Consider the following 22,476-nt stretch of genomic DNA (forward strand, 5'->3'; position numbering starts at 1 on the left):
CCCACCATGGCAAACCAGCTTCGCGCCGCACTCTATGCGCTCGTGCGCAACTACCGGACGTGGGTCGCGCTCGCTCTCGTCGTGCTCGGCAAGGCGTATGCCGCCTGGAGCGTGACGCAGGGGGTGACCTACGGCCTGCAGGACTCGATCTTCCGCGACAAGGCGCTCCTGCTCGTCGTCCTCTTTGCGGGGGCGGGAGTCGCGGCCTTCGACCAGCGTGGCGGGGCCCTGCGCTCGGCGTGCTGCACGGAGCGCGGCCGGGCGGGCTATGTGGCCTCGCGCTTCGTGGCGGCGGCCGCGCTCGCCCTCGGCCTGCTCGCCGCGGCGGCGGTGCTGGACGTAGTCGCCGGCGCGCTGGTTCCGGGCGCGTCCGTCATCGCCGCGTCTCCGGCGATGTGCGCCCCGGAGCGCGTGCTCGCCGGCGTGCTCACGTACCTCACGGTCGCGGAGGTCGGCTTCGTGGCGGGCCTCGTCACGAGGAGCCAGAGCGCCGTTGCGGCAACGGGCCTCGTGGTCGTGGCATTCCTTGTGCTCTGCGTGCTCGTGCTGATCGTCGTGCCGGAGGGCTCCCCCACGCCCTTCGGGGTGACGCTCTCTGAGGCCATCGGCTTCGTGCTGCCCCTCGAGGGCCTCAAGGCCGACGTGGCGTTCGCGATGGTCGCTCGGCTCATGCCGCTCGATCCCCTGCGCGCCTTCGTGGTGCCTCTCGTGTGGGCGGCCGCGCTCCTCGCGCTGGCACGCTCCGCAATGGCGAGAAGGACGGTGTGACGTGGAAAGGGGACAGTCCCTTTTCCACGCTCAGGGACGTCGGAATCGTGACCTCGCGCGGCTGGCGGAGCTCCTCGACGGGGCGGCGGCAAACCCCGCGCCCCGCGCGCGCCTCGAGTCCGTCGACCCGGCGGTCGTGGCGCTCGCCCGCGCGGTGGACCGCCACTTGGACGCGGACCTCGAGCGCGACCTCGAGCGCCGCCGCGCCGACGAGCGCTTCCGCGAGCAGCTCGCTGCGCTCAGTCACGACATCCGCACCCCGCTCGCCGGCGCGCAGGGCTACCTGCAGCTCGCCCGGCGCGCGGAGGACCCCGAGCGCGCCGCCCGCTACCTCGAGGGTGCCGAGAAGCGCCTCGCGGCCATGCGCGTGCTCGTGGACGACCTCTTCTCGTACGCCCGCGCCGCGGACCCGTCCTGGGAGCCGGAGCTCGAGACGTGCGACCTCGCCGCTGCGGTGACGGGCGCGCTCGCGGCCCGCTATGAGGCCTTTGTCGCTTGCGGCTGGGAGCCCGACGTCCGCGTGGGGGAGTGCGCGCCGGTGCTCGCGGCGCCGGATGCGCTCGCACGCGTGATGGCCAACCTGCTTGAGAACGCACTGGTGCACGGCTGCGGGGCACCGCGCGTTCGTGCGGAGGGCGTCGGGCTCACGATAGAGAACCCCGTGGCGCCCGCAGACGCCTCCCGGCTCGACGCCGCCCGCCTCACGGAGCGCTTCTATCAGGGGGACCCCGCGCGCAACTCCGGAGGCACGGGCCTCGGCCTCGCCGTCGCCCGCGCGCTCACGGAGGCGATGGGCGGAACGCTTACGGTGGGCGTCACCGCCGGCAAGCAGCCGTCCTTCTCGGCCCGCCTCGAGCTGCGTCGGGCTCCGTAGGCGGCAGGGTGGCGTAGAAAGCGCGTATGCCTGCCGCTTACAAAAAAAGCCCGGCGAGAAGAACGACCTGCGGAGACGTTCTTCTCGCCAGGCGGGCATTGCGGTTCGGATGGATGCCCGTATGTCCGGAATGCCTACGCGACCTTCTCGACGCTCGTGCCCGCGCGCAGCTCGTCGGCCACGGCCATGTCGAAGTGGCCGGTCGAGGGCGTGAGGCAGTTGGCGCTCGCGCAGGCCATCGCGTAGGCGAGCTGCTCCTCCACGGCCATGCCGCGTGCCATGGCGACGGCGAAGGCGCCCACCATCGTGTCGCCGGAGCCCACGGGGTTCACCACGTCGATCTTGGGCGCGCGCCCGCGGAAGACGCCCTCGGAGCAGGCCATCACGGAGCCGTCGCCGCCCAGCGACACCACGACCTTCTCGATGCCGTAGGTCTCGTGCACCTCGCGCGCGGCGGCGTAGATCTCGTCGATGGACTCCGGCTTGCGGCCCAGAATCGCTTGGATCTCGTCCGTGTTGGGCTTGATCATCGTGGGACGCGCGGGGAGGCTGCCCACGAGAAGCGCGCCCGAGGTGTCCAAGATCGCCGGCTTGCCCGCCGCGCGCACGATCTCCACGAGCTCGCGGTAGATGCCGTCTCCCGCGCCCTTGGGCACGGAGCCGTTGAAGGTCACCACGTCGGCGCGCGCCGCGATCTCGCCGACCTTCGCGCGCACGGCGGCGACCTCGTCGACCGTCACGGGGCGTCCGGGCTCGAGGAACTCCGTGGAGCGGCCGTTAGGCTCCAGGACGTTGATGCAGCAGCGCGTCTCGGCGGCCACGTGCACGAAGTCGTGCTCGATGCCGTCGGCGTCCAGGAGCTCGCAGAGGAGCCGGCCGTTGTTGCCGCCCACAAAGCCCGTCGCCACGATCTTCTCGCCGCAGGTGGCGACCGCGCGGGCGGCGTTCAGGCCCTTGCCGCCGGCGTTGTCGATGCACGTCTCCACGCGCATGACGGTGCCGTCTACGAGCGGGCATGCCAGCTGGTAGGCCTTGTCGATGGAGCTGTTGAGCGTGACGGTAGAGATCATGGCGTCTCCTCCTGAGTCAATGTGGGGTGTGCGCTCAGTGCATCTTATCCCGTTGCGGGCGAGTAAGATAGAAACCACTGGGGTACCACCGGGAGAAAGGTCAGAAATGTCGGGGGCCGACGGCACGCTCGTGCGCATTGACAGCCGCCTCGTGCACGGGCAGGTGGCTGCCGCGTGGGTGCGCGCGATCGGCGCGCGCCACATCGTCGTGGCCAATGACGAGGCCGCCGAAAACCCCATGCGGCAGCGCGTGATGCGCATGGCCGTCCCCCAGGGGGTCGAGGTGCTCTTCCGGACCGTGCCCGAGGCGGCCGACACGCTCCGGTCCTTGGGCGGCGACCCGACGCTCGCCGTGGTCGAGACTCCCGCGGATGCCCTCGCGCTCGTGGAGGCGGGGGTGCGGCCGCGGGCGGTCAACGTGGGCAACCTGCACATGGCCGCAGGAAAGCGGCGGGTCGCCCCGGCCGTGGCCGTGGATGAGGGGGACTGCGTCGCGCTGCGGGCCCTGCGAGAGCGCGGCGTTGAGGTCGTGGTGCGACGCACGCCCCTCGCGCCCGAGGGGTCGCTCGACTGGCTCTAGCCCGTCCCGGGGGAGAATCGCGCGGGCCCTCGGCCATGCCCGTTCTTCTCGCTTCGTGCCTCTGTCCAGCCTGCCCCGCCATGAGGCCGGTCGGGCGGCATGCCCCTGCGGGTGCCGCCCGACCGGCCGGAGTCGCGTCTGGGGCTAGTCGTGATACTCGCCGCGGTCCCACTTCTCGATGAACTCGTCGAAGAAGTGCGGGTCCGCCTGGGCCTCGGCGTCGCAGCCCGCCTCGACGGCGTCGATCTTGGCGACGAGCGCGTCACGCTCGGGCGTGGGCTGATAGCTCGCGGCGAGGAAGGCGTCGACGATGTCGGCGATGAGGAACTCGCCGGTGATCTTGCCGCCGAAGCCGATGACGTTGGCGTTCAGGCACTCGCGGGCGTGCACGGCGGTGGACATGTCGCGGACGAGCGCGCAGCGGGCGCCCGGGACCTTGTTCACGGCGTTGGTGATGCCCACGCCCGTGCCGCACATGACGACGCCGGCATCGGCCTCGCCGGAGGCGACCTTCTCGCCCACGGCCTTGCCGTAGATGGGGTAGTGGGTGCGCGCGTGGTCGTAGGTGCCGCAGTCGATGACGGTGTGGCCGCAGGCCTTGAGGTGGTCGGAGATGGCCATCTTCTCGTTGGTGACGATGTGATCGCAGCCGATCGCGATGATCATGGTGTCCTCCTTGGGTGTCGGGTTCCGGCGCTGGCGCTAGGCCATCTTGTTGAGCATGTCCACACGGATCTGGTGACGTCCGCCGGCGTAGGGCTCCGAGAGGAACTCGCGCACGATCCCACGGGCGATCTCATCGCCCACGACGGCCGACCCCATGGTGATGAGGCGCGCGTTGTTGTGCTGGCGCGTCATGAAGGCGGAGCGCTCGTCGGAGCACTCGCAGGCGACCATGCCCTTGACCTTACAGGCGGCCATGTAGGAGCCGTCGCCGTAGCGATCGAAGGCAAAGCCGAGGCTGTCGGGGTTCTCGAGGAGGTCGTGCGCGACGGCGAGGGTGGAGTCCACGAGGTCCGCCGCGGGCTCCTCGCTCTTGTCAACGACCTCGTGCCCGAGCTCGACGAGGTAGGCCTTGACCGTCTCCTTGAGCGGCATGCCCTCAGCGTCAGATCCGATGACGATTCTCATAGCTGTCCTTTCCCCAGGGTGGCCTGCATAGGTGAACCTGCGAGAAGTGTACTCGATTTCAAGGAATTCAAACAGATTCGAACAAATTGGCACAATACGGGCGCGGCGTGCGGTGCGGGGGAGTGTCGCAACGGCCCCGCACGGCCGGTGTGCGGGGGTTTCGCGACGGACGTACCGAGAAGAACGTCGCGTCGGCCCCGCACAGCGCTTGTGCGGGGGTTTCACGACGGACGCAGAGCGGGGGACGTCGCCAAGCCCCCGCACAGCCGGTATGCGGGGGTCTCGCGACGGAAGCGCCGAGAAGAACGTCGGCTATGCCCCGCACTGCGGTCCTGCGGGGGTCTCGCGACAGTCGGGGCACGAGAAGTGTCGCAACGGCCCCGCACGGCCGGTGCGCGGGGGATTTGCGACGGAAGTGCCGAGAAGAACGTCGCGTCGGCCCCGCACAGCTGGTGTGCGGGGCTTGGCGACAGAAGTGCCGAGAAGAACGTCGCGTCGGCCCCGCGCGTCGGCTCTGCGGGGGTCTCGCGACAGGCGCGTCCTTCTCGCCGAGCGTGGCGCTAGAGCAGCACCCTCGCGTGCGTGCGGAGGTCCTTGAGCTCCTCGGGGTCGACGCCGTCATCGCAGATCACGGTGTCATCGGTCCTGAGCGAGAAGAAGGAGTAGAACCCGCGGGAGCCGATCTTGCTGCTGTCGGCGAGGACGAAGCACTCCGTGGCGTGGTCGAAGACGGTGCTGTAGAGCCGGCCGGCGTCGAGCGTGCTCGTGAAGAGCTGCCCGTCGCGCAGGGCGTCGACGCCGATGAAGGCCTTGTCGAAGCCGAGCGAGTCGAGCGCGTTCTCGGTGATGGGCCCCATGAAGGTGCCCGACCTCGGGCGATAGGTGCCGCCGAGCATGATGATCTCGCGGATGTCCCCGTCGACGAAGAGGTTGAAGATCGGCAGGCTGTTGGTCACGATGCGCAGCGGAATGACGGGCAGGAACTGGGCCGCGAGCTCGACCGTGGTGCTCGAGCCGAGAAAGATCGTGTCGCCCTCGCTCACGAGGGACGCCGCGATCTTGGCGATCTTGGTCTTCTCCTCGATGTGGAGGAGCTGGCGCTCGAGATGGGCGGACTCGCGGATGAGCGCGCGGTCGCGCACGCCCTCGGACGTCTTGGCCCCGCCCCTGAGGCGCTCGATGCGCCCCTCGTCGGAGAGCTCCTCGAGGTCGCGCCGAACGGTCATGTCCGAGACGCCGAGCGTGGTGGCTATCTCGTGCACCGAGACGGTGCCGCGCACGCGACACATCTCAACGATTCGGTCCTGTCGCTCGGCCTTGAGCATGGTTCACCGTCCTCCGCATCGGCTGTTCAATGAACACTATACCCGTCGAATCGCACATCCTCGGGGTAGGGTGACAACTCTTGATAACTTGCAACGTTTCTTACCAAGCCACACGTCATGGCAACGGTCACCGACATTTCTCTACCGCCGGCCCCCATTCTTTCAGAGAAACAGTAACTCGCGCACACATTTTCCGAACAATTGGCTAGTATTGCTCCGAACAGAAACGAACAAATTGAATCCAATTCTGTTCTGTTATGAAAAATAGCGGCTGATGCGGCTGCGCCAAGGGAGAGGAATCACCATGAGGGTAGGCGTCATCGTTGCGAGCCACGGAGAGTTTGCGAGGGCGGCACTCGGAAGCGTCGAGATGGTTGCCGGTCCCCAGCAGGACGTGCGCGCGCTCGCGCTGACGGCCGACAAGTCGGCCGAGACGTTCGAGGCGGAGTTCGCCCAGGCGTACGCGGAGCTCAAGTCCGAGTGCGATCTCATCGTCACCATCTGCGACATCCACGGCGGCACCCCGTTCAACGTCATCTCGCGCAGCATCCTCAAGGGCATGGACATGGTCGCCTTCACCGGCCTCAGCCTGCCCGTCCTTATCGAGCTCCTGCTCTCCCGCGACCAGGCCTCCAGCGCCGACGAGATCCGCGAGCTCATCGAGGCGGCCCACGCCCAGACCCTCGCCGAGATCAAGGTCGAGATGGCCCAGGAGAGCTCGGACGAGGACGACCTCGACCTCTAGCGCGCCATTGGCGTCAGGTTTGTTTGGCGCGCCACTGGCGTCAGGTTTGTTTGGCACGACCTCCAGGGTCAGCCGCCCGCGAGCGGGGATGGGACCGCCCGCGGGCTCCAAGCACGGCACGTAAGGCCCAGAGAAAGGGAGAAGAACATGGCACTCAAGCTCGTTGACATCGACGACCGCCTCATCCACGGCCAGCTGGCGTCCACCTGGATTCCGGACAACGGCATCGAGTCCGTGATCATCGTCGACGACAAGGTCGCCAACGACCCGGTTCAGAAGTCCGTCGCCGGCCTCGCCGTCCCCAAGGTCAAGGTCTCGGTCTTCGGCGTCGAAAAGTTCATCGACGTCCTCAAGAAGACCACCCTCAAGAAGGTGACGATGGTCCTGTTCACCAACCCCGTCGACGCCCTCAAGATGCACGAGAACGGCCTGCCGTTCGACTACCTCAACGTCTCCGGCATGCGCTACAACGACCAGCGCACGCGCCTGCACAAGAACATGTCCGTGACCCCCGAGGAGCGCGAGGCGTTCGAGAAGCTCATTGCCATGGGCGTCGAGTGCTGGATGCAGCCCACCACGCGCGACCCCAAGGTCTCCGTCTCCGAGCTGCTCTCCGGCGCGCACGCGGAGGCGTAACCAGGCAACGTCGGCGCGGAGAGGGCGCGCCGTCAGCACAAGCGACGACTGTCGTCAGAAGGAGGAGAAATGATCCAAGCACTGCTGCTTGCCATCTGGGCGGGTCTTTGTACCTGGGACCAGTTTGGCCCGCACCTCGGATTCAGAAAGCCGCTGCTCGCCTCGGTGGGCGTCGGCATCATCCTTGGTGACATGCCCACGGCCATCATGATCGGCGCCACGATGGAGCTCATGTGGCTCGGCGTCAACAACATCGGCGCCTACGTGCCGCCCGACGTCATCTCCGGCACGATCGTGGGCGCCGCCCTCGGCATCATGTCCGGCGGCGACACCGCGAGCGCCATCGCCCTGGCCGTTGCCATCGGCATCCCCACCGCCACGCTCGTCCAGCAGCTCAACATCCTCGTGATGACCACCAACATCACGTTCCTGCACGGCGCCGACAAGGCGGCCGAGAGCGGCGAGTTCAAGTCCGTCAACAAGTACTTCTGGGCCGGCGCCGTCTGCTTCTTCCTGACCCGTGCCATCCCGGTGTTCATCGCCACGGGCATCGGCTCGGTCGTGGTCGAGAGCATCATGAGCTTCCTGCAGAACCAGGTGCCCTGGGTCCTCTCCGCCTTCTCGACCGCGGGCGGCATGATGCCCGCCGTCGGCCTCGCGATGCTGCTCACCATGATGATGAAGAAGAACATGTGGATCTTCCTCATCTGCGGCTTCGTGCTCGCGGCCTTCCTCAAGGTCCCGACGATCGGCATCGCCCTCGTGGCCGCCGCTGCCGCGGGCTTCTATGACTTCGTCGTCGAGGGAACCAAGAAGTCCCAGGCCACCGCAGCCGTCGACGCCCCTGCCAGCGACGAGGACGAGGAGTATGATCTCTAATGGGTAAGATTTCCAAGAAGACGCTCAACCGGGTTCTCCTGAGGACCCAGGGCTGCCAGTTCGCCCACAACTACGAGCGCATGCAGTCCCTCTCGCTCACCTACTGCGTCTCCCCAGTCCTCGAGGAGCTCTACAAGGACGCCCCCAAGGAGCTGCGCGTCAAGGCGATGCAGCGCTACCTCGAGTACTTCAACACGCACCCCATCGCGATCCCGTTCATCCTCGGCATCGCCACGGCGGTGGAGGAGAACACCGACGAGGACCACAAGGACACCGTCACCGCGATCAAGACCTCGCTCATGGGCCCCTTCGCCGGCATCGGCGACTCGCTGCTCAACCTCACGTGGTTCCCGATCGCGGGCTCCATCGGCGCCTCCCTGTGCGTCGACAACGGCAGCCTCATCGGCCCGCTCGTGATGTTCCTGCTCATCAACCTCCTGTACTGGCCGCTCAAGTACTTCGGCCTGCACAAGGGCTATGAGTCCGGCATGGCGCTCGTCGACAAGTTCGGCGTCGAGGTCTTCGACCGCCTCGGCGACGCCGCCAACGTGCTCGGCGTCATGGTCACCGGCGGCCTCATCGCCACGACGGTCAAGCTCAAGACCGCCATCGAGTTCTCCTTCGGCGAGGGCGACCCGCTCGTGCTCCAGACCCAGCTCGACTCCGTCCTGCCGTGCCTGCTGCCGATCATCGTGACCTTCATCTGCTACCGACTCCTGAAGAAGGGGCAGGGCAAGAACTCCGCCCAGATCATCCTCGGCATCATCGCCGTGTGCCTGGTGCTCTTCGCCCTCAACTACTACATCCCCGGCTTCCCGAAGATCTTCTCGTAGGAAGTGCCCTTTCTCGGCGCCCCGCCCACCCCTCTGGGCGGGGCGCCTCGTATCAATTTTCGGAGGACTTATGAGAACCGTACTCGTCCTGATGGATACGCTGCGCCGGGACGCGCTCGGGTGCTACAACCCCGGAGGCAGCGCGCGAACCCCGAACCTCGACGCCTTCTCGAGCGAGGCGGTCACCTTCGACAACCACTGGATCGGCTCGGCGCCCTGCATGCCGGCCAGGCGCGACATCATGTGCGGGCGCTACAACTTCCTCGAGCGTCCCTGGGGCCCGATCGAGCCCTTCGACGTGACGCTCGTGGACTGCCTGCGCGCCGGCGGCGTCCGCACGCACATCTCCACGGACCACTGCCACTACGCGCGCACCGGCGGCGAGGGCTACCTGCAGCTCTTCAACACCTTCGAGTTCTTCCGCGGCCAGGAGGGCGACCCGTGGGTGAGCCGCATCGACGAGCCGGACAACATGCCCGAGACCTTCTACGGCCGCGTTCGCGAGCAGTACCAGAAGAACCGCCTCAGGTGGCCCAGCGAGGAGGACATGCCCTCCCCGAGGACCTTCCGCTCCGCGTGCGAGTTCATCGACCAGAACGAGGGGAAGGACGACTTCTTCCTCATGGTCGAGGCCTTCGACCCGCACGAGCCCTTCGACGTGCCCGACCGCTACATGGACGAGTACGGCGGCTCCGAGGGGCTTGACCGCGACTACTTTGAGATCCCGCCCTACAAGCGCGTCTCCGACACCGACATCCCCGAGAGCGCCGTCGACTACGTGCAGCGCCGCTACAAGGCGCTCGTCACGATGACCGACCACTGGTTCGGAACCCTCGTCGACAAGCTCAAGGAGAAGGGCATGTACGAGGGAACGACCGTCATCGTGACCACGGACCACGGCTACTTCCTCGGGAGCCGCGACTACCTGGGCAAGAACTACATGCACATGTACAACGAGATGGCCCACCTGCCGCTGATCGTGAAGTTCCCCCACGGGGAGCGCGCGGGCGAGCGGGCGCACCAGCTCACCCAGGCCATCGACATCATGCCCACCGTGCTCGAGGCGCACGGCTGCCCCGTGCCCGAGACCGTCATGGGGACCTCGCTCATGCCGCTCGCCACTGACGCAGCGGCGCCGACCCGCGAGTACGCCCTCTACGGCGTCCACGCCATGACGGTCAACGTGACCGACGGCCGCCACACCTACTTCCGCGCGCCCGTGCCGGGCAACCAGCCCTGCTACGAGTACGCGGCGATCCCGCACACCATCCGCAAGAAGATGGGCACCGACTGCGTGGACCAGATCGAGATGGGCCGCTTCCTCTCGTGGACGGACTATCCCGTCTACAAGTTCCCATGCCGCAAGCCCGCCAACATCGACCAGCGCGAGGACTGCCTCGAGGAGGTCCACGACTCGATGCTCTTCGACCTGGAGGACGACTACGGCCAGACCCACAACCTCGTGGGGGAGGACGCCGCCGCGGAGGAGCGCATGATCGGGCTGCTCAGGCGCGGCCTCAAGGAGCACGGCGCCCCCGTGGAGCAGTTCGCCCGCCTCGGCCTTGCGTAAACCCGACAAAGGTGACAGGGTGTTTTGTCGGGTTTTCCAATCCGCGGACGGGACGGGGAGAGACGTGAAGTACATCAGCTTCCTCATAAAGCCGGCGTCGAGCGCGTGCGACATGCGCTGCTCGTACTGCTTCTACCGTGACGTCGCGGACCATCGCGCGCACGCGGTGAGGGAGCTCATGTCTGAGGAGACCGTGCGTGCGCTCGTGGACCGTGCCCTCGGGCTCGGTCCCGACGCACAGGTGACCTTCGCCTTCCAGGGCGGCGAGCCCACGCTCGCGGGGCTCGACTTCTTCCGCGCGTTCACGGCCTACGTGGACGCGCGCCGCACCAACCAGACCGTGAGCTACGCGCTTCAGACCAACGGCCACTCCCTCACGCCCGAGTGGGCGGCCTTCTTCCGGGAGCACGGCTTTCTCGTGGGCGTCTCCGTCGACGCCTATCGCGAGCTCCATGACAGCCTCCGTGGCGACATCCGCCTCGAGCCGACGCACGCGCGTGTCATGGAGTCCATCCGGATGCTTCGCGAGGCGGGCGTCGAGTTCAACGTCCTCACGGTGCTCTCGGCGCAGCTCGCCCGGCACCCGCAGCGGGTGTTCAAGTTCTACCAGCGCGAGAAAATCGACTACGTGCAGCTCATCCCGTGCCTGGCGGGCTTCGACGGGGAGGGGGAGGAGTACGCCCTCACCCCACGCGCGTTCTTCTCGTTCTATCGCACGTTCTTCGACCTGTGGCTGCGCGAGGCGCGCGCCGGGCGCGCCTTCTCGGTGGGGCTCTTCGACAACGTGATGCAGCTCTCGCTCGGCCAGTGGCCCCAGGCCTGCGGGATGCTCGGCCGCTGCGCCCCGCAGTTCGTCGTGGAGAGCAACGGCGACGTCTATCCCTGCGACTTCTACGCCCTCGACGAGTACCGCTGCGGCAACATCCGGGAGGACTCGCTCGAGGAGATGGCCTCCTGCGAGGTCATGCGCGGGTTTCTGTCCGAGCCGCGCCGGGAGTGCGCGGCCTGCGCCGACTGCCCGTTCGAGGGCATCTGCCACCGCAACTGCAAGCGCCTCAACGCCTCGTACTACGACGAGACGTATTGCGGCTACCGGGAGTTCCTCGAGCACGCGTACGAGCCCCTCGCCGAGACGGCCCACGCGCTCGTGCGCCAGCGAATGGGGGACGGTCCCCAATTCACATAGAACGTTTCTGCAAATCGGGGAGCTGCCCCCAATCCACGGACAGGGAGGACTGATGGCAAGCATTTCTGACGACGGCCTCGAGAGCCGCCGTCCCAACGTCGTCCTGATCATGTGCGACCAGTTCAGGGGGGACTGCCTCGGCTTTGACGGCCACCCCGACGTGAAGACGCCCTATCTGGACACGCTCGCCGCGCAGGGCACCTACTTCGAGAACGCGCACGCCGCGTGCCCGAGCTGCATCCCGGCGCGCGCGTCGCTGCTCACGGGCACCACGCCCGCGACCAACGGCCGCGTGGGCTACCAGGACGGCATCCCCTGGCGCTACGAGCACATGATGCCGGAGGAGTTCTCTGCCGCCGGGTACCAGACGGCGATGGTGGGCAAGATGCACGTGCACCCGCCGCGCCTGGCCTGCGGCTTCCAGCACCTGCGCCTGCACGACGGCTACATCGGCCACTACCGCAAGGCCAACCTCCCGCACTGGATGCACCAGGACGTCTCTGACGACTACCTGCGCTTCCTCCGCTCCGAGCTGGGTCCCGAGGCGGATGTCAACGGCACGGGCGTGGAGAACAACTCCTGGATCTCGCGTCCGTGGGTCTACGAGGAGCGCCTCCACCCCACCAACTGGGTCGTCGACGAGTCCATCCGCTTCCTCGAGACGCGTGACCGCACCCGCCCGTTCTTCCTCATGGCGAGCTTCGTTCGCCCGCACCCGCCCTTCGACGCCCCCGCGGCCTACTACCAGCCGTACCTCGACCGCGAGCTGCGCGAGCCGGCGCACGGTGACTGGGAGGACGCCGAGGCCACCGAGCGCGACGGCATGGTCATCGACAGCGTGCACGGCTGCCGTGACGCCACGCTGCGCCACGAGGCCATGGCGGGCTACTACGGCTGCATCACGCACCTCGACCACCAGATCGGCCGGCTCATCACGGCGCTCGAGAACGACGAGACCTACGAGAACACCGTGGTGCTCTTCACGGCGGACCACGGCGAGATGCTCTTCGACCACAGCTCGTTCCGCAAGGTGCTTCCCTACGAGGGGAGCGCGCGCATCCCCTTCATCGTGCGCGTGGGCTCCAAGGTGCTGCCCGGCGGACGGCCGGCGCCCCGGCGCTCGGACGCGGTGGTGGAGCTCATGGACGTCATGCCCACCCTGCTCGACCTCGTGGGCGCCGAGGTGCCCGAGACCGTCGAGGGCTCCTCGCTCAGAGGCGAGATCACGGGCGAGAAGAGCCTCGAGCGCGCGTACCTCCACGGCGAGCACTCCGGAAGCCACGAGCAGTCCAACCAGTGGATCTTGACCAGGCACGACAAGTACGTCTGGTTCACCCAGACGGGCGTGGAGCGCTACTTCGACCTCGACGCCGACCCGCGCGAGGAGCACGACCTCGCCCGTGACCCGGCCCATGCCGAGCGCGTCGCGGAGCTCCGTGCCATACTCATAGACGAGCTGCGCGGTCGCGAGGAGGGCTACGTCGAGAACGACGGGCTCGTCGTGGGCAGGACGCCCAGGACCGTATTGGAGAGAGGCTAGGACGCCTGACGGCGTCGGGAGGAGAGGCGCATGGACCTCAGGCTGATAGGAATCATCGTGGTGGCGCTCTGCGTCATCTCGCTCGTCTACACCGAGGTCCAGAAGCGCCTCATCTTCTCGAGGTACGAGAAGCTCTTCGAGAAGGGCGACTTCGAGGGCTGCCTGCGGGTTCTCGACGGACCCGTCGCGAAGATCGTCTACCCGCGCTACAACCAGCTCTACATGCGCCTCAACGCGCAGATGTGCCTCGCGGACACGGATGCCTCGCGGCGCACCATCGACGAGATGCTCGAGCTGAACTCGAGCGACAAGCAGCGACTCGTGCTGCTCCTGCGCGCCTTCAACTTCTTCGTCGAGCAGGAGGACTACGAGCGCGCGGGCGAGCTGCTCGAGGAGCTGCGCGAGAAGGCCTCGCCCGAGCAGCTCGCCGGGTGCGAGCGCACCTACGCGATCTTCGCCGAGAAGAGCTCTGCCTACGTCGACCAGATGGAGGCGGAGCTCAAGGACGCCACGGGGGCGGAGCGCACCACGCTGCTCTACCTGCTCTCCGTCCAGTACGAGAACAAGGGTGACGTCAAGCGGGCGAACGAGTATCTCGAGCAGGTCAGAGACGTCTTCGAGGCCGCGGTCGGCCCCGATGCGGGCGCGGACGACGGGGGAAGGGGCTAGGCGGCTCCCGTCGTTCGCATTCCCGTCCTAAGGAGGGCTTCCATGCAGGTGCTCGTTCTTCTCGTCAGCTTCTTCGCATGCACCGTCGGCGCCATCTGCGGCATCGGCGGCGGCATCATCATCAAGCCGGTGCTCGACGCCACGGGCGTGGCGGACGTCGCCACGATCAACTTCCTCTCGGGCTGCACGGTGCTCTCGATGACGCTCTACTCCGTCCTCAAGGCAAAGCTCTCCGGGACCTCCACGATCGACCCCAAGACCGACACGCCGCTCGCCATCGGCGCCGCGGTGGGCGGCCTCGCGGGCAAGGAGCTCTTCTCCCTCGTGGCGGGGCTCTTCCCCGACCCCAACACGGCTGGCGCCGTGCAGGCGGGGGCGCTGCTGGTGATTACGCTGGGGACGCTCGTCTACACCATCTACAAGGAGAAGATCCCCACCCTTCAGGTGACGTCCGCCGCGGCGTGCCTCGCGATCGGCTTCGTCCTGGGCGTGTGCTCCTCGTTCCTCGGCATCGGAGGCGGCCCCATCAACCTGGTGGTGCTCTTCTACTTCTTCACCATGGCGACCAAGCGCGCCGCCTCGAGCTCGCTCTACATAATCCTGTTCTCCCAGGCCACGAGTACCGCGAGCTCCATCGTCACCGGGGGCTACGTGGGCGTGGACCTCGTGCTGCTGGCGGCGATGGTGGTCTGCGGCATCTTGGGCGGCATCGTGGGCCGCAAGGTCAACGCCAAGATCGACGACAAGACCGTGGACAAGCTCTTCATGGGCCTCATGGTGCTGATCATCCTCATCAACGCGTACAACATCTGGAAGTTCGCGCTGGCGTAGGCCGGACAAGACATATCTGACCTGCACTTTCTCTGAAGAGCAAAAGAAATAAAAAAGAGCAAAAGAAATAAAAAAGAGCAAAAGAAATAAACGGGCCTGCTGAACGGGTATCCTATGAGGCAAGAGAAAGGAGTCCCCGTGGTCAGGCAGGCCAATCCATTTACCCCGACGTTCGGGAAAGTCCCGGCGGTCCTTGCAGGTCGCGGCACGCTCATCCAGGAGATTGAATATGCCCTGGGCTCTGAGGGAAACGGGGACCCGAACCTCTGCAGCCTCTTCTCTGGGCCCCGGGGAGTTGGCAAGACCGCGCTGCTCTCATACCTTTCGGCGCGGTCCACTGAATATGGGTGGGTCGCTGCCAACGTGACGGCACGGCCCGGCATGCTTGAAGACGTTATCGAGCGTGCCATCGAGGCGGCGGACAGGTATGTGAGGGAGCGGCCGAAGGCCAGGGTCACTTCGGTGAGCGTTCCCGCGCTGTTTGGTGTGACCTGGGAATATCGCGACCCCTCATCGGGCAACTGGCGCACGAGGATGAACAAGCTTCTGGACAAGCTCGACGATCGGGGGATTGGCCTTCTGGTGACGATCGATGAGATTGACTCCTCGCTTGATGAGCTCATTGACTTCTCTGCCGTCTATCAGCATTTCGTCCGCGAGGACCGGCGGGTCGCCCTCTTCATGGCGGGGCTTCCCGGCAGCGTGTCCGCGCTCCTCTCTGACAAGTCGGCTTCGTTCCTGCGCCGTGCGGCGCACCATCGCCTTGGGCGAATTGATGACCACGACGTTCGAGACGCTTTCAGGGAGACGATCGAGGACGCGGGCAAGACCATCGAGGCGGCCGCCCTTGACGAGGTGGTGGCGGCGACGGATGGCTTCGCGTACATGATGCAGCTCGTTGGGTACCGAGCGTGGATGGCGGCAGGAGAGAGGAGCGAGGTCAGCCTCGCGGACGCGCGCAACGGGGCACGGCTCGCCCACGACGACTTCATCTCCGGGGTCATCAGGAAGACCTGCCAGGAGTTGTCAGACGGTGACCTCGCGTTTCTTGAGGCAATGCTTCCCGACGGTGGGGAGGCGAGCAGCATGTCTGACATTGCTCGCAGGATGGGAAAGACTCCGAGCTATGCGCGAGTGTACAGGGCACGTCTGCTCGAGCAGGGGGTCATCGCACAGGAGAGGCGTGGCTACGTCAGGTTTGACATGCCGCTCCTGCGTGAGTTCCTCATGGAGGAATAGCCGGTCGAGCGGGACGATTGGGGGGGCGAGAAGAACATGGTGGACGGACCGATTGAGCGCATGAGGGCACACCTCGGGAGCTTTACTCCGGCAGAGGAGGCTGCGGCGCGCTACTTCATTGACCACCCCTCCTCTGTCGTCAACAAGACCATCGCTGCCGTCGCCAGGGAGGCGGGCCTCACCTCGACCGGAATCATGCGCATGTGTCAGCGCATCGGGTACAGTGGCTACGCGGAGTTCCGCTTCTGCATGAACCGCCAGCGTCTCTCGCACGGGGCCGACACCGACGAGCGCGACGCGCTTTCCGCCGCCTCCAACCTCGCCGAGGCCTATGCCGCCTATCTCAGAAAGACGGTTGACGGCCTCGACCACGAGCAGCTCGCGCGCTTTGCCCGTCTCATCCTCGGTGCGCGGCGCATCAGCATCTGGGGCGCCAACCGAACCTACGAGAGCGTGAAGCAGCTCTCGCTGCGCCTGTTCCGCATCGGCATCTTCAACCAGACCACCTCCGACGAGCAGGTCATGGATGACATCTCCACCATCCTGGGACCCGGGGACCTCTGCATCGTCATGTCCATGAACGGGCGCGGTAGCAAGTCGTACGGCTCGCTTATGTCGTCACTCGTCGAGCGGGGGTGCGACGTTCTTCTCATCACCATGAACCCCAAGATTGGGCTTATCCGTCACGCGACAGAGTCCGTCGTCCTCCCTTGGATTAGCAACGACTATGCAGGGGGCTTCCTCGAGGATCAGATTGTCGTGTTCATGTATGTGGAGAGCCTGCTGAACGAGATTGCCAACCTCGTCGATGAGGAGCGCTGATAGGGTTCTCACGCGATTGGGCATAACGTAATCGATATTGTTATGCCGCTTACGGAGTGGATTGTGCCGCTCATTGGAATGAATTTCATTTTATAGACGGAATTAATTCCAAACACCCTAGGATGGGCTTCCCCAAGGCGCCGCGTACGCGCGACGGAAGGAGCTGGCGTGAACGTTCTCTACCTGCACACGCACGACACGGGTCGGGTCATCTCTCCCTACGGCTACGCCGTCGAGACCCCGCGCATCCAGGAGTTCTGCGAGGACGCGCTGCTGTTCCAGCATGCGTTCTGTGTGGCACCCACGTGCTCGCCGAGCCGCGCGGGCCTGCTCACGGGCACCTACCCGCACCAGAACGGCATGCTCGGCCTCGCCCAGCGCGGCTTTGAGATCGACGGCTCGCGCCATCTGGCCCGCCTGCTCTCGCACGAGGGCTTCCGAAGCGTGCTGTGCGGCGTGCAGCACGAGGTGGGCTACTACACCGACCACCAGCTCGCGCCCGAGGCCCTCGGCTACGACGAGGACATCACGACCGATGCCACGGGCTACATCGAGAAGGACCTCGTGGAGTGGGACCGCAAGAACGCCGAGCGCCTCGCCGAGTGGCTCTGCTCTTACGACGGCGACCAGCCGTTCTTCGTCTCCTACGGCCAGCACGCGACGCACCGCGCCTGGCCCGACGCCGAGCCGGGCGTCGAGGACTACGCCCAGCCTCCGGTGAACATCCCCAACAACGAGGTGACCCGCGCTGACTACGCCTGCTACAAGCGCAGCGTCGAGATGGCCGACGCCAACTACGGCCTGGTGCTCGACGCCCTGTGCGAGAGCGGACACTACGACGACACAATCGTGGTGCTCACGACCGACCACGGCCTGGCCTACCCCTTCGAGAAGTGCACGCTGCTCGACTCCGGCACCGGCGTCCTTCTCGCTATGCGCGTCCCCGGGTCGCGCGCCGAGGGTCGCAGTTTCGAGGGGCTGGTCTCCCATGTCGATGTGGTGCCCACCCTCCTGGACCTCCTGGGCATCGAGAAGCCCGACTACCTCGAGGGCCAGAGCCACGCTGGCATCTTCCGCGGCGAGAAGGACGAGGGCGACGAGGCCGTCTTCGCTGAGATCAACTTCCACACCTCCTACGAGCCCGTGCGCTCCGTGAGGACCAGGCGCTATAAGTACGTGCGCTTCTTTGACGAGGACTGGCTGCGCGTCAACCAGTCCAACATCGACGGCTCCCTCGTGAAGAACTACTACGAGGAGCACTTCGGCCTCGCCGACATCACCAAGGAGGCCGTGTGCCTCTATGACCTCGCCTACGACGTCTTCGAGACCAACAACGTAGCGGCCGACCCCCGCTACGCCGACGTCCTCGACGAGATGCGCTCCCGCTTGGATGACTTCATGCGGCGCACCAACGACCCGCTGCTCGAGGGTCCCATCGCGGTGCGCCCTGAGTGGAAGGTCAACCGTCGCGAGTGCGTGGCGGCCGGCTCCAAGGACCCCGCCGACTACGAGAGCCTTGGTGCGCACTTCTCGGTGCGCGAGCGAGGCATGGCATAGGCAACGTCGGCCCGCGCGCCCGCGCGGCCGTAACGGACACGAGAGAGGGAGGACCGCTTGAACGCAATCGTTTTGGTGGGCCACGGAGCGCTACCAGAGGCCATGAAGACCTCCGTGGAGATGATCGTGGGGGAGCGTGAGGACATACGCACCGTATGCCTCTCCCCGGACGACGGCAAGGAGGAGCTTGACCAGAAGCTCGCGGCGCTCGACGAGGAACTTGCCGGCTGCGAATCCGTTCGCGTCATCGCCGACCTGATGGGCGGCTCGCCCTGCAACGCCGCCCTCGAGCGCTACGCTGCTGACGAGCGCGTGAGCGTGGTCAGCGGCATGAACCTCGCCATGGTGATCTCCGCCGCCATGGAGGAGGCCGACGCGGCCGGCATGATCGCGACCGGCCACGAGGCCATCCACGACGTCAAGGCGCTCGCCGCGGGTACCGAGAGGCCCAACGCGCCCGTCCGCCGCGCCGCCGCGGTCGCCCCGCTCTCCGACGAGCCCCAGCAGATCGTGGGCGTGCGCGTCGACGCGCGCGGCATCCATGGCCAGGTCGCTACGGCCTGGGTGCCGCGGACGGGCGCGACGCGCATCGTCGTCATCGACGACGTTGCCGTGCGCGACGAGACCCAGAAGATGGCCCTTAAGATGGCCAAGCCCGCGGCCGTCAAGCTCTCGATCCTTTCCACCAAGAAGGCCGTCGAGCGCCTCTCCGACGAGCGCTCCTACCCCGGCGACCGCGTCCTGGTGGTGATGACCCGCATGGAGACCCTGGCGACCCTCGACGAGCTGGGCTACCACTTTGACCTCGTGGACCTAGGCAACGTTCCCAACCGTCCGGACACGACCACCTACGTCAAGTGCGTCAACCTCACCGACCGCGAGGCACAGATCGTCCGCGACCTCGCCGACAAGGGCACGGGCTTCACGGCACGACAGGTCCCGGCCGACCCCCAGATCGACTTTGTCGCAGTAGTCAACAAGTAGCAAGGAGGAAGCATGGAACTTTGGCAGGCGGCCCTCATCGGCCTGTTCGCGTACCTGGGACGTAACCAGGTGCCCTGGCTCTGCGGCACCACCGGCGGCTGGTACGGCATCGGCCGTCCCCTCGTCGCGGGTCTGATCTGCGGCGTCATCCTCGGCAACGTCGAGGCCGGCGTCCTGTGCGGCGTTGCCGTGCAGGCGATCTTCATCGGCCAGATCACCCCGGGCGGCGCGGTCCCCTCTGACCTCAACCTCGCGGCCTACATCGGCATCCCGCTCGCCATCGTCGCGGGCGGCAGCTCAGAGATGGCCGTCGCCCTGGCCATCCCCGTGGGCGCCCTCGGCGTGGCCCTGCACAACTTCACGATGACGTTCAACGCCATCTGGCCCCACCGCGCCGACAAGTGCGCCGCCAATGGCGACGCCCGCGGCATCCGCATCGCCAACCTCTGCGGCCAGCTCATCGAGTTCGCCGAGCGCTTCTTCATCGTGACCCTGGCGTGCTACCTCGGCTCCGGCTTCGCCGAGGGCCTGTTCGCGGCGCTCCCGCAGGTCGTCATCGACTGGCTCGCCATCGGCGGCAAGATGCTGCCCGCCCTGGGCTTTGCCATCCTGCTCAACCAGATCGTCCAGGAGAAGTGGATGATCTGCCTGTTCATCCTGGGCTGGGTCCTCGTCTCGTCCTTCTCGCTGACCACGACCTCGCTGGTGTTCATCGCCCTGGCGTTTGCCCTCATCTACGTGATGGCGCGCTACAGCGGCAAGGGCGGCCAGGCGGGCCCCGCGCTCGAGGCCGCGGCCATCTATGAGGACGAAGACGGCAACTATGAGGAGCGATAACATGACCACGCAGACTCACACCGGCGCCGAGGGCGCCAAGCACGAGGTTCGCCTCAGCAGGCACGACGTCTCGAAGGCAGCCTGGCGCTGGGCCTTCTTCTGCCTCGCCTCGCAGAACTACGAGCGCATGATGGGCACGCCGTTCTGTCACAGTCTCTCTGGCTCCCTCGAGAAGCTCTACGAGGGCGACAAGGAGGGCCTGTCCCACGCGCTGCAGCGCAACATGACTTTCTTCAACACCGAGCCGCAGCTCGGCGCCATCATCCCGGGCATCTGCCTGGCCCTCGAGGAGGAGAAGGCCAACGACCCCGACTTCGACGAGGAGGTCATCGCCAGCACCAAGAACGCCCTGATGGGCCCGTTCGCCGGCATCGGCGACTCCATCCTCGTGGGCACGATCAACCCGATCCTGCTCTCCATTGGCATCGGCCTGTCCACCGGCGGTAACCCGCTCGGCCCGATTGTGTTTCTCGCCCTGTGGTGCGGCATCGTCATCCCGCTGAAGTACTTCCTCTTCGTCAAGGGTTACGATCTCGGTGCCGACGCCGTCAAGCTGCTCACCAACGTTGAGCTCAAGGACAAGATCACCACGGCTCTCACCATCGTGGGCCTGATCGTCATCGGCGGCGTGGCTGCAACGACCATCAAGGCTCCCATCGCCTTTGCCTACGCCTCCGGTGACATGACTATCAACCTCCAGGAGATCTTCGACAAGATCATGCCCAACCTGGTGCCGCTCGTAATCGCCCTGGTGAGCTACCTGCTCGTCTCCAAGAAGGGCTGGTCCGCCAACAAGCTGATCGTGGCCATCCTGGTCTTTGCCGCGGTCATGGTCGTGACCGGAATTATGTAGGTGCTGCGATGGACTACCAGAGCTACATCACCGATCTGCACCTCAACCTCCACCCCGGCCAGATCGACGAGCTGGATAGGTGGTTCGAGCACTGCGAGCGCGTGAGCGACTTCTTCACGCTCGCCTACTACCCGTACCAGATGGTGGAGCTTCCCGGCGGCTTTGGCACCGAGCGGGAGATGGATCGCGACCTCATGCGCGAGCAGTGGGAGCATATCCTGGCGTTTCTCGCCGAGCGCGAGAAGAGCGACGGCTTTTTGTGCTTCCCCGGCTTCGAGTGGCAGGGTACCGGCGAGGACGGCGACCACAACGTCTACTTCAAGACGTCGGGTCAGATCGAGCTCCCGCCGCGCTACCAGGACCTCGTCGAGACCTACCGCGGCCAGGACGTGATCGGCATCCCGCATCACCTGGCGTACTCGCGGGGCAACAGGGGCAAGAACTGGGACACCCACGACGAGTCCTTCTCGCCCGTGGCCGAGGTCTTCTCGCACCACGGCAGCTCCGAGCGTGATATGACGTCGCTCGCCATGGAGCGCCACATCCACATGGGCCCGCGCGTGGACGAGACGAGCGTGGTCGCAGGCCTCAAGCGCGGCAAGCACTTCGGCCTGATCTGCTCTGGCGACAACCACGAGGTCCCGGCCATGGTCAAGTACGGTCGCGCAGGCGTCTGGGCGAGCGACTACTCCAAGGATGCCCTCTGGGACGCGCTCACGTCGCGTCGCACCTTCGGCTTCACCGGGTCGCGCATCGACCTGTGGTGCGAGGCTGAGGGCCACCCGCTGGGCTCGGTCTTTACGACTGCGTCCGACGAGGTCGAGCTCAGGGTTCGCGCTCGCGCAAACTCCAAGGTCGAGCGAATCGAGCTCTATCGGGACGGAGACCTCGACGACGTGCACGTGGTCCGATGGCGTGCGCCCGAGGCGAGCGAGGACGGGACCGTCCGGTTCAAGTTCCGCGTGGAGTTTGGCTGGGGCCCCAACGTCAGGTACTTCCCCGAGGCCACCGAGCGGGTGTGGGAGGGGACGCTCTCCACGACGGGGTCGGTCGTCTCCGTGGAGCCGGTCTTCAGCAGCTTTGACAACCGCTTCCACGTTGTGGACGAGAAGACCGTGAGCTTTGTCGCCAAGTCGCAGAAGGTGGGCGGCACGCACTGGGTGCGCGACAGCTCCATGCGCACCGAGGGCTACGTCTTCGAGGTCGAGGCGCCGCTCGACGGCACCGTGACCATGGAGGTCTGCGGAGAGCGCTTCGTCTGGCCGGTTGAGAAGATCCTCGCGGGCAGCTTCCTCGAGGTCTTTGAGGATGAGGCCAAGGAGCTCATCGCCAGGGCGGCGGGAATCGAGGAGTACTACCGCAGCGACGCGTGGTATCACAACGCCTACAAGGTGAAGGTGTGCCAGGGCTTCGCCTCGGACCTCTATGAGGTGGAGGATTCCTTTGCGGTCCGACCTGGTCCCGAGGAGACGAGCTGGTTCGTGAAGCTCGTCCAGGCGGACGGTCAGACGGCCTGGGCCTCACCGATCTGGATCTCCCGCGCGTAG

23 protein-coding genes are annotated in these 22,476 nt (G+C 66.3%); 19 read left to right on the forward strand and 4 right to left on the reverse strand.

Annotation, left to right across the window (positions count from 1 at the left end; genetic code table 11):
* The first annotated feature begins 6 nt into the window (after positions 1–6).
* Both ACULPM_RS00930 and ACULPM_RS00935 read left to right on the forward strand, forming a co-directional pair.
* Entirely contained in the window at positions 7–768 is a 762-nt protein-coding gene (locus ACULPM_RS00930) for a hypothetical protein (RefSeq protein WP_445330685.1), read from the forward strand.
* 1 nt (position 769) lies between these two features.
* A complete protein-coding gene (locus ACULPM_RS00935) occupies positions 770–1,642 on the forward strand; it encodes a sensor histidine kinase (protein ID WP_445330686.1) in 873 nt (290 codons plus the stop codon).
* Between the two features lie 134 nt (positions 1,643–1,776).
* Here the strand turns inward: ACULPM_RS00935 and ACULPM_RS00940 are convergent, their stop codons facing one another.
* Complete coding sequence (locus ACULPM_RS00940) at positions 1,777–2,712, reverse strand: 1-phosphofructokinase family hexose kinase (RefSeq protein ID WP_167930400.1); 936 nt, start codon at positions 2,710–2,712, stop codon at positions 1,777–1,779.
* A 106-nt stretch (positions 2,713–2,818) separates the two neighbouring features.
* On the opposite strand from ACULPM_RS00940, the gene ACULPM_RS00945 reads away from it, so the two are divergent.
* The gene (locus tag ACULPM_RS00945; protein WP_445330687.1) at positions 2,819–3,292 is read left to right on the forward strand and encodes a PTS sugar transporter subunit IIB; all 474 of its coding nucleotides are present in this window, start codon (positions 2,819–2,821) and stop codon (positions 3,290–3,292) included.
* Between the two features lie 144 nt (positions 3,293–3,436).
* Here the strand turns inward: ACULPM_RS00945 and lacB are convergent, their stop codons facing one another.
* From lacB to ACULPM_RS00960, 3 genes are all read right to left on the reverse strand, one after another.
* A complete protein-coding gene (gene lacB / locus ACULPM_RS00950; protein ID WP_167930402.1) occupies positions 3,437–3,958 on the reverse strand; it encodes a galactose-6-phosphate isomerase subunit LacB in 522 nt (173 codons plus the stop codon).
* A gap of 36 nt (positions 3,959–3,994) precedes the next feature.
* Positions 3,995–4,423, reverse strand: coding sequence for a galactose-6-phosphate isomerase subunit LacA (gene lacA / locus ACULPM_RS00955; protein ID WP_167930403.1), 429 nt, complete (start codon positions 4,421–4,423; stop codon positions 3,995–3,997).
* A gap of 560 nt (positions 4,424–4,983) precedes the next feature.
* Positions 4,984–5,748, reverse strand: a complete 765-nt coding sequence (locus tag ACULPM_RS00960; protein ID WP_445330688.1) for a DeoR/GlpR family DNA-binding transcription regulator — start codon at positions 5,746–5,748, stop codon at positions 4,984–4,986.
* Between the two features lie 304 nt (positions 5,749–6,052).
* On the opposite strand from ACULPM_RS00960, the gene ACULPM_RS00965 reads away from it, so the two are divergent.
* The 16 genes from ACULPM_RS00965 to ACULPM_RS01040 all read left to right on the forward strand — a co-directional run bounded on the left by ACULPM_RS00965 (position 6,053) and on the right by ACULPM_RS01040 (position 22,476).
* Positions 6,053–6,493: a PTS sugar transporter subunit IIA gene (locus tag ACULPM_RS00965; protein WP_167930405.1), complete on the forward strand. Its 441-nt coding sequence runs from the start codon at positions 6,053–6,055 to the stop codon at positions 6,491–6,493.
* A 147-nt stretch (positions 6,494–6,640) separates the two neighbouring features.
* Positions 6,641–7,129, forward strand: coding sequence for a PTS system mannose/fructose/N-acetylgalactosamine-transporter subunit IIB (locus tag ACULPM_RS00970; RefSeq protein WP_445330689.1), 489 nt, complete (start codon positions 6,641–6,643; stop codon positions 7,127–7,129).
* 69 nt (positions 7,130–7,198) lie between these two features.
* On the forward strand, positions 7,199–8,008 hold the full coding sequence (locus tag ACULPM_RS00975; protein ID WP_445330690.1) for a PTS mannose/fructose/sorbose/N-acetylgalactosamine transporter subunit IIC: 810 nt from the start codon (positions 7,199–7,201) through the stop codon (positions 8,006–8,008).
* The gene (locus ACULPM_RS00980; RefSeq protein ID WP_167930408.1) at positions 8,008–8,841 is read left to right on the forward strand and encodes a PTS system mannose/fructose/sorbose family transporter subunit IID; all 834 of its coding nucleotides are present in this window, start codon (positions 8,008–8,010) and stop codon (positions 8,839–8,841) included. Before ACULPM_RS00975 ends, ACULPM_RS00980 begins: the two co-directional genes overlap by 1 nt.
* A gap of 70 nt (positions 8,842–8,911) precedes the next feature.
* Positions 8,912–10,411: a sulfatase-like hydrolase/transferase gene (locus ACULPM_RS00985; RefSeq protein WP_445330691.1), complete on the forward strand. Its 1,500-nt coding sequence runs from the start codon at positions 8,912–8,914 to the stop codon at positions 10,409–10,411.
* 64 nt (positions 10,412–10,475) lie between these two features.
* Positions 10,476–11,597: a radical SAM protein gene (locus ACULPM_RS00990; protein WP_445330692.1), complete on the forward strand. Its 1,122-nt coding sequence runs from the start codon at positions 10,476–10,478 to the stop codon at positions 11,595–11,597.
* A gap of 52 nt (positions 11,598–11,649) precedes the next feature.
* The gene (locus tag ACULPM_RS00995) at positions 11,650–13,137 is read left to right on the forward strand and encodes an arylsulfatase (protein ID WP_445330693.1); all 1,488 of its coding nucleotides are present in this window, start codon (positions 11,650–11,652) and stop codon (positions 13,135–13,137) included.
* 30 nt (positions 13,138–13,167) lie between these two features.
* Positions 13,168–13,806, forward strand: coding sequence for a hypothetical protein (locus ACULPM_RS01000; protein ID WP_445330694.1), 639 nt, complete (start codon positions 13,168–13,170; stop codon positions 13,804–13,806).
* Positions 13,807–13,848: 42 nt separating this feature from the next.
* On the forward strand, positions 13,849–14,637 hold the full coding sequence (locus ACULPM_RS01005) for a sulfite exporter TauE/SafE family protein (RefSeq protein ID WP_445330695.1): 789 nt from the start codon (positions 13,849–13,851) through the stop codon (positions 14,635–14,637).
* 138 nt (positions 14,638–14,775) lie between these two features.
* Positions 14,776–15,876 (forward strand): ATP-binding protein, encoded by a 1,101-nt coding sequence (locus tag ACULPM_RS01010; protein ID WP_445330696.1) that lies wholly within the window; start codon positions 14,776–14,778, stop codon positions 15,874–15,876.
* A 39-nt stretch (positions 15,877–15,915) separates the two neighbouring features.
* Positions 15,916–16,698, forward strand: coding sequence for a MurR/RpiR family transcriptional regulator (locus tag ACULPM_RS01015; RefSeq protein WP_445330697.1), 783 nt, complete (start codon positions 15,916–15,918; stop codon positions 16,696–16,698).
* Between the two features lie 168 nt (positions 16,699–16,866).
* The gene (locus ACULPM_RS01020; RefSeq protein WP_445330698.1) at positions 16,867–18,255 is read left to right on the forward strand and encodes a sulfatase family protein; all 1,389 of its coding nucleotides are present in this window, start codon (positions 16,867–16,869) and stop codon (positions 18,253–18,255) included.
* A 57-nt stretch (positions 18,256–18,312) separates the two neighbouring features.
* The gene (locus ACULPM_RS01025) at positions 18,313–19,239 is read left to right on the forward strand and encodes a PTS mannose/fructose/sorbose transporter subunit IIAB (RefSeq protein ID WP_445330699.1); all 927 of its coding nucleotides are present in this window, start codon (positions 18,313–18,315) and stop codon (positions 19,237–19,239) included.
* Positions 19,240–19,251: 12 nt separating this feature from the next.
* A complete protein-coding gene (locus tag ACULPM_RS01030; protein ID WP_445330700.1) occupies positions 19,252–20,076 on the forward strand; it encodes a PTS mannose/fructose/sorbose/N-acetylgalactosamine transporter subunit IIC in 825 nt (274 codons plus the stop codon).
* A 1-nt stretch (position 20,077) separates the two neighbouring features.
* Positions 20,078–20,929: a PTS system mannose/fructose/sorbose family transporter subunit IID gene (locus tag ACULPM_RS01035; protein ID WP_445330701.1), complete on the forward strand. Its 852-nt coding sequence runs from the start codon at positions 20,078–20,080 to the stop codon at positions 20,927–20,929.
* Between the two features lie 8 nt (positions 20,930–20,937).
* Positions 20,938–22,476, forward strand: a complete 1,539-nt coding sequence (locus tag ACULPM_RS01040; protein ID WP_445330702.1) for a DUF3604 domain-containing protein — start codon at positions 20,938–20,940, stop codon at positions 22,474–22,476.

The sequence above is a fragment of the Thermophilibacter sp. ZX-H3 genome (assembly GCF_052599055.1).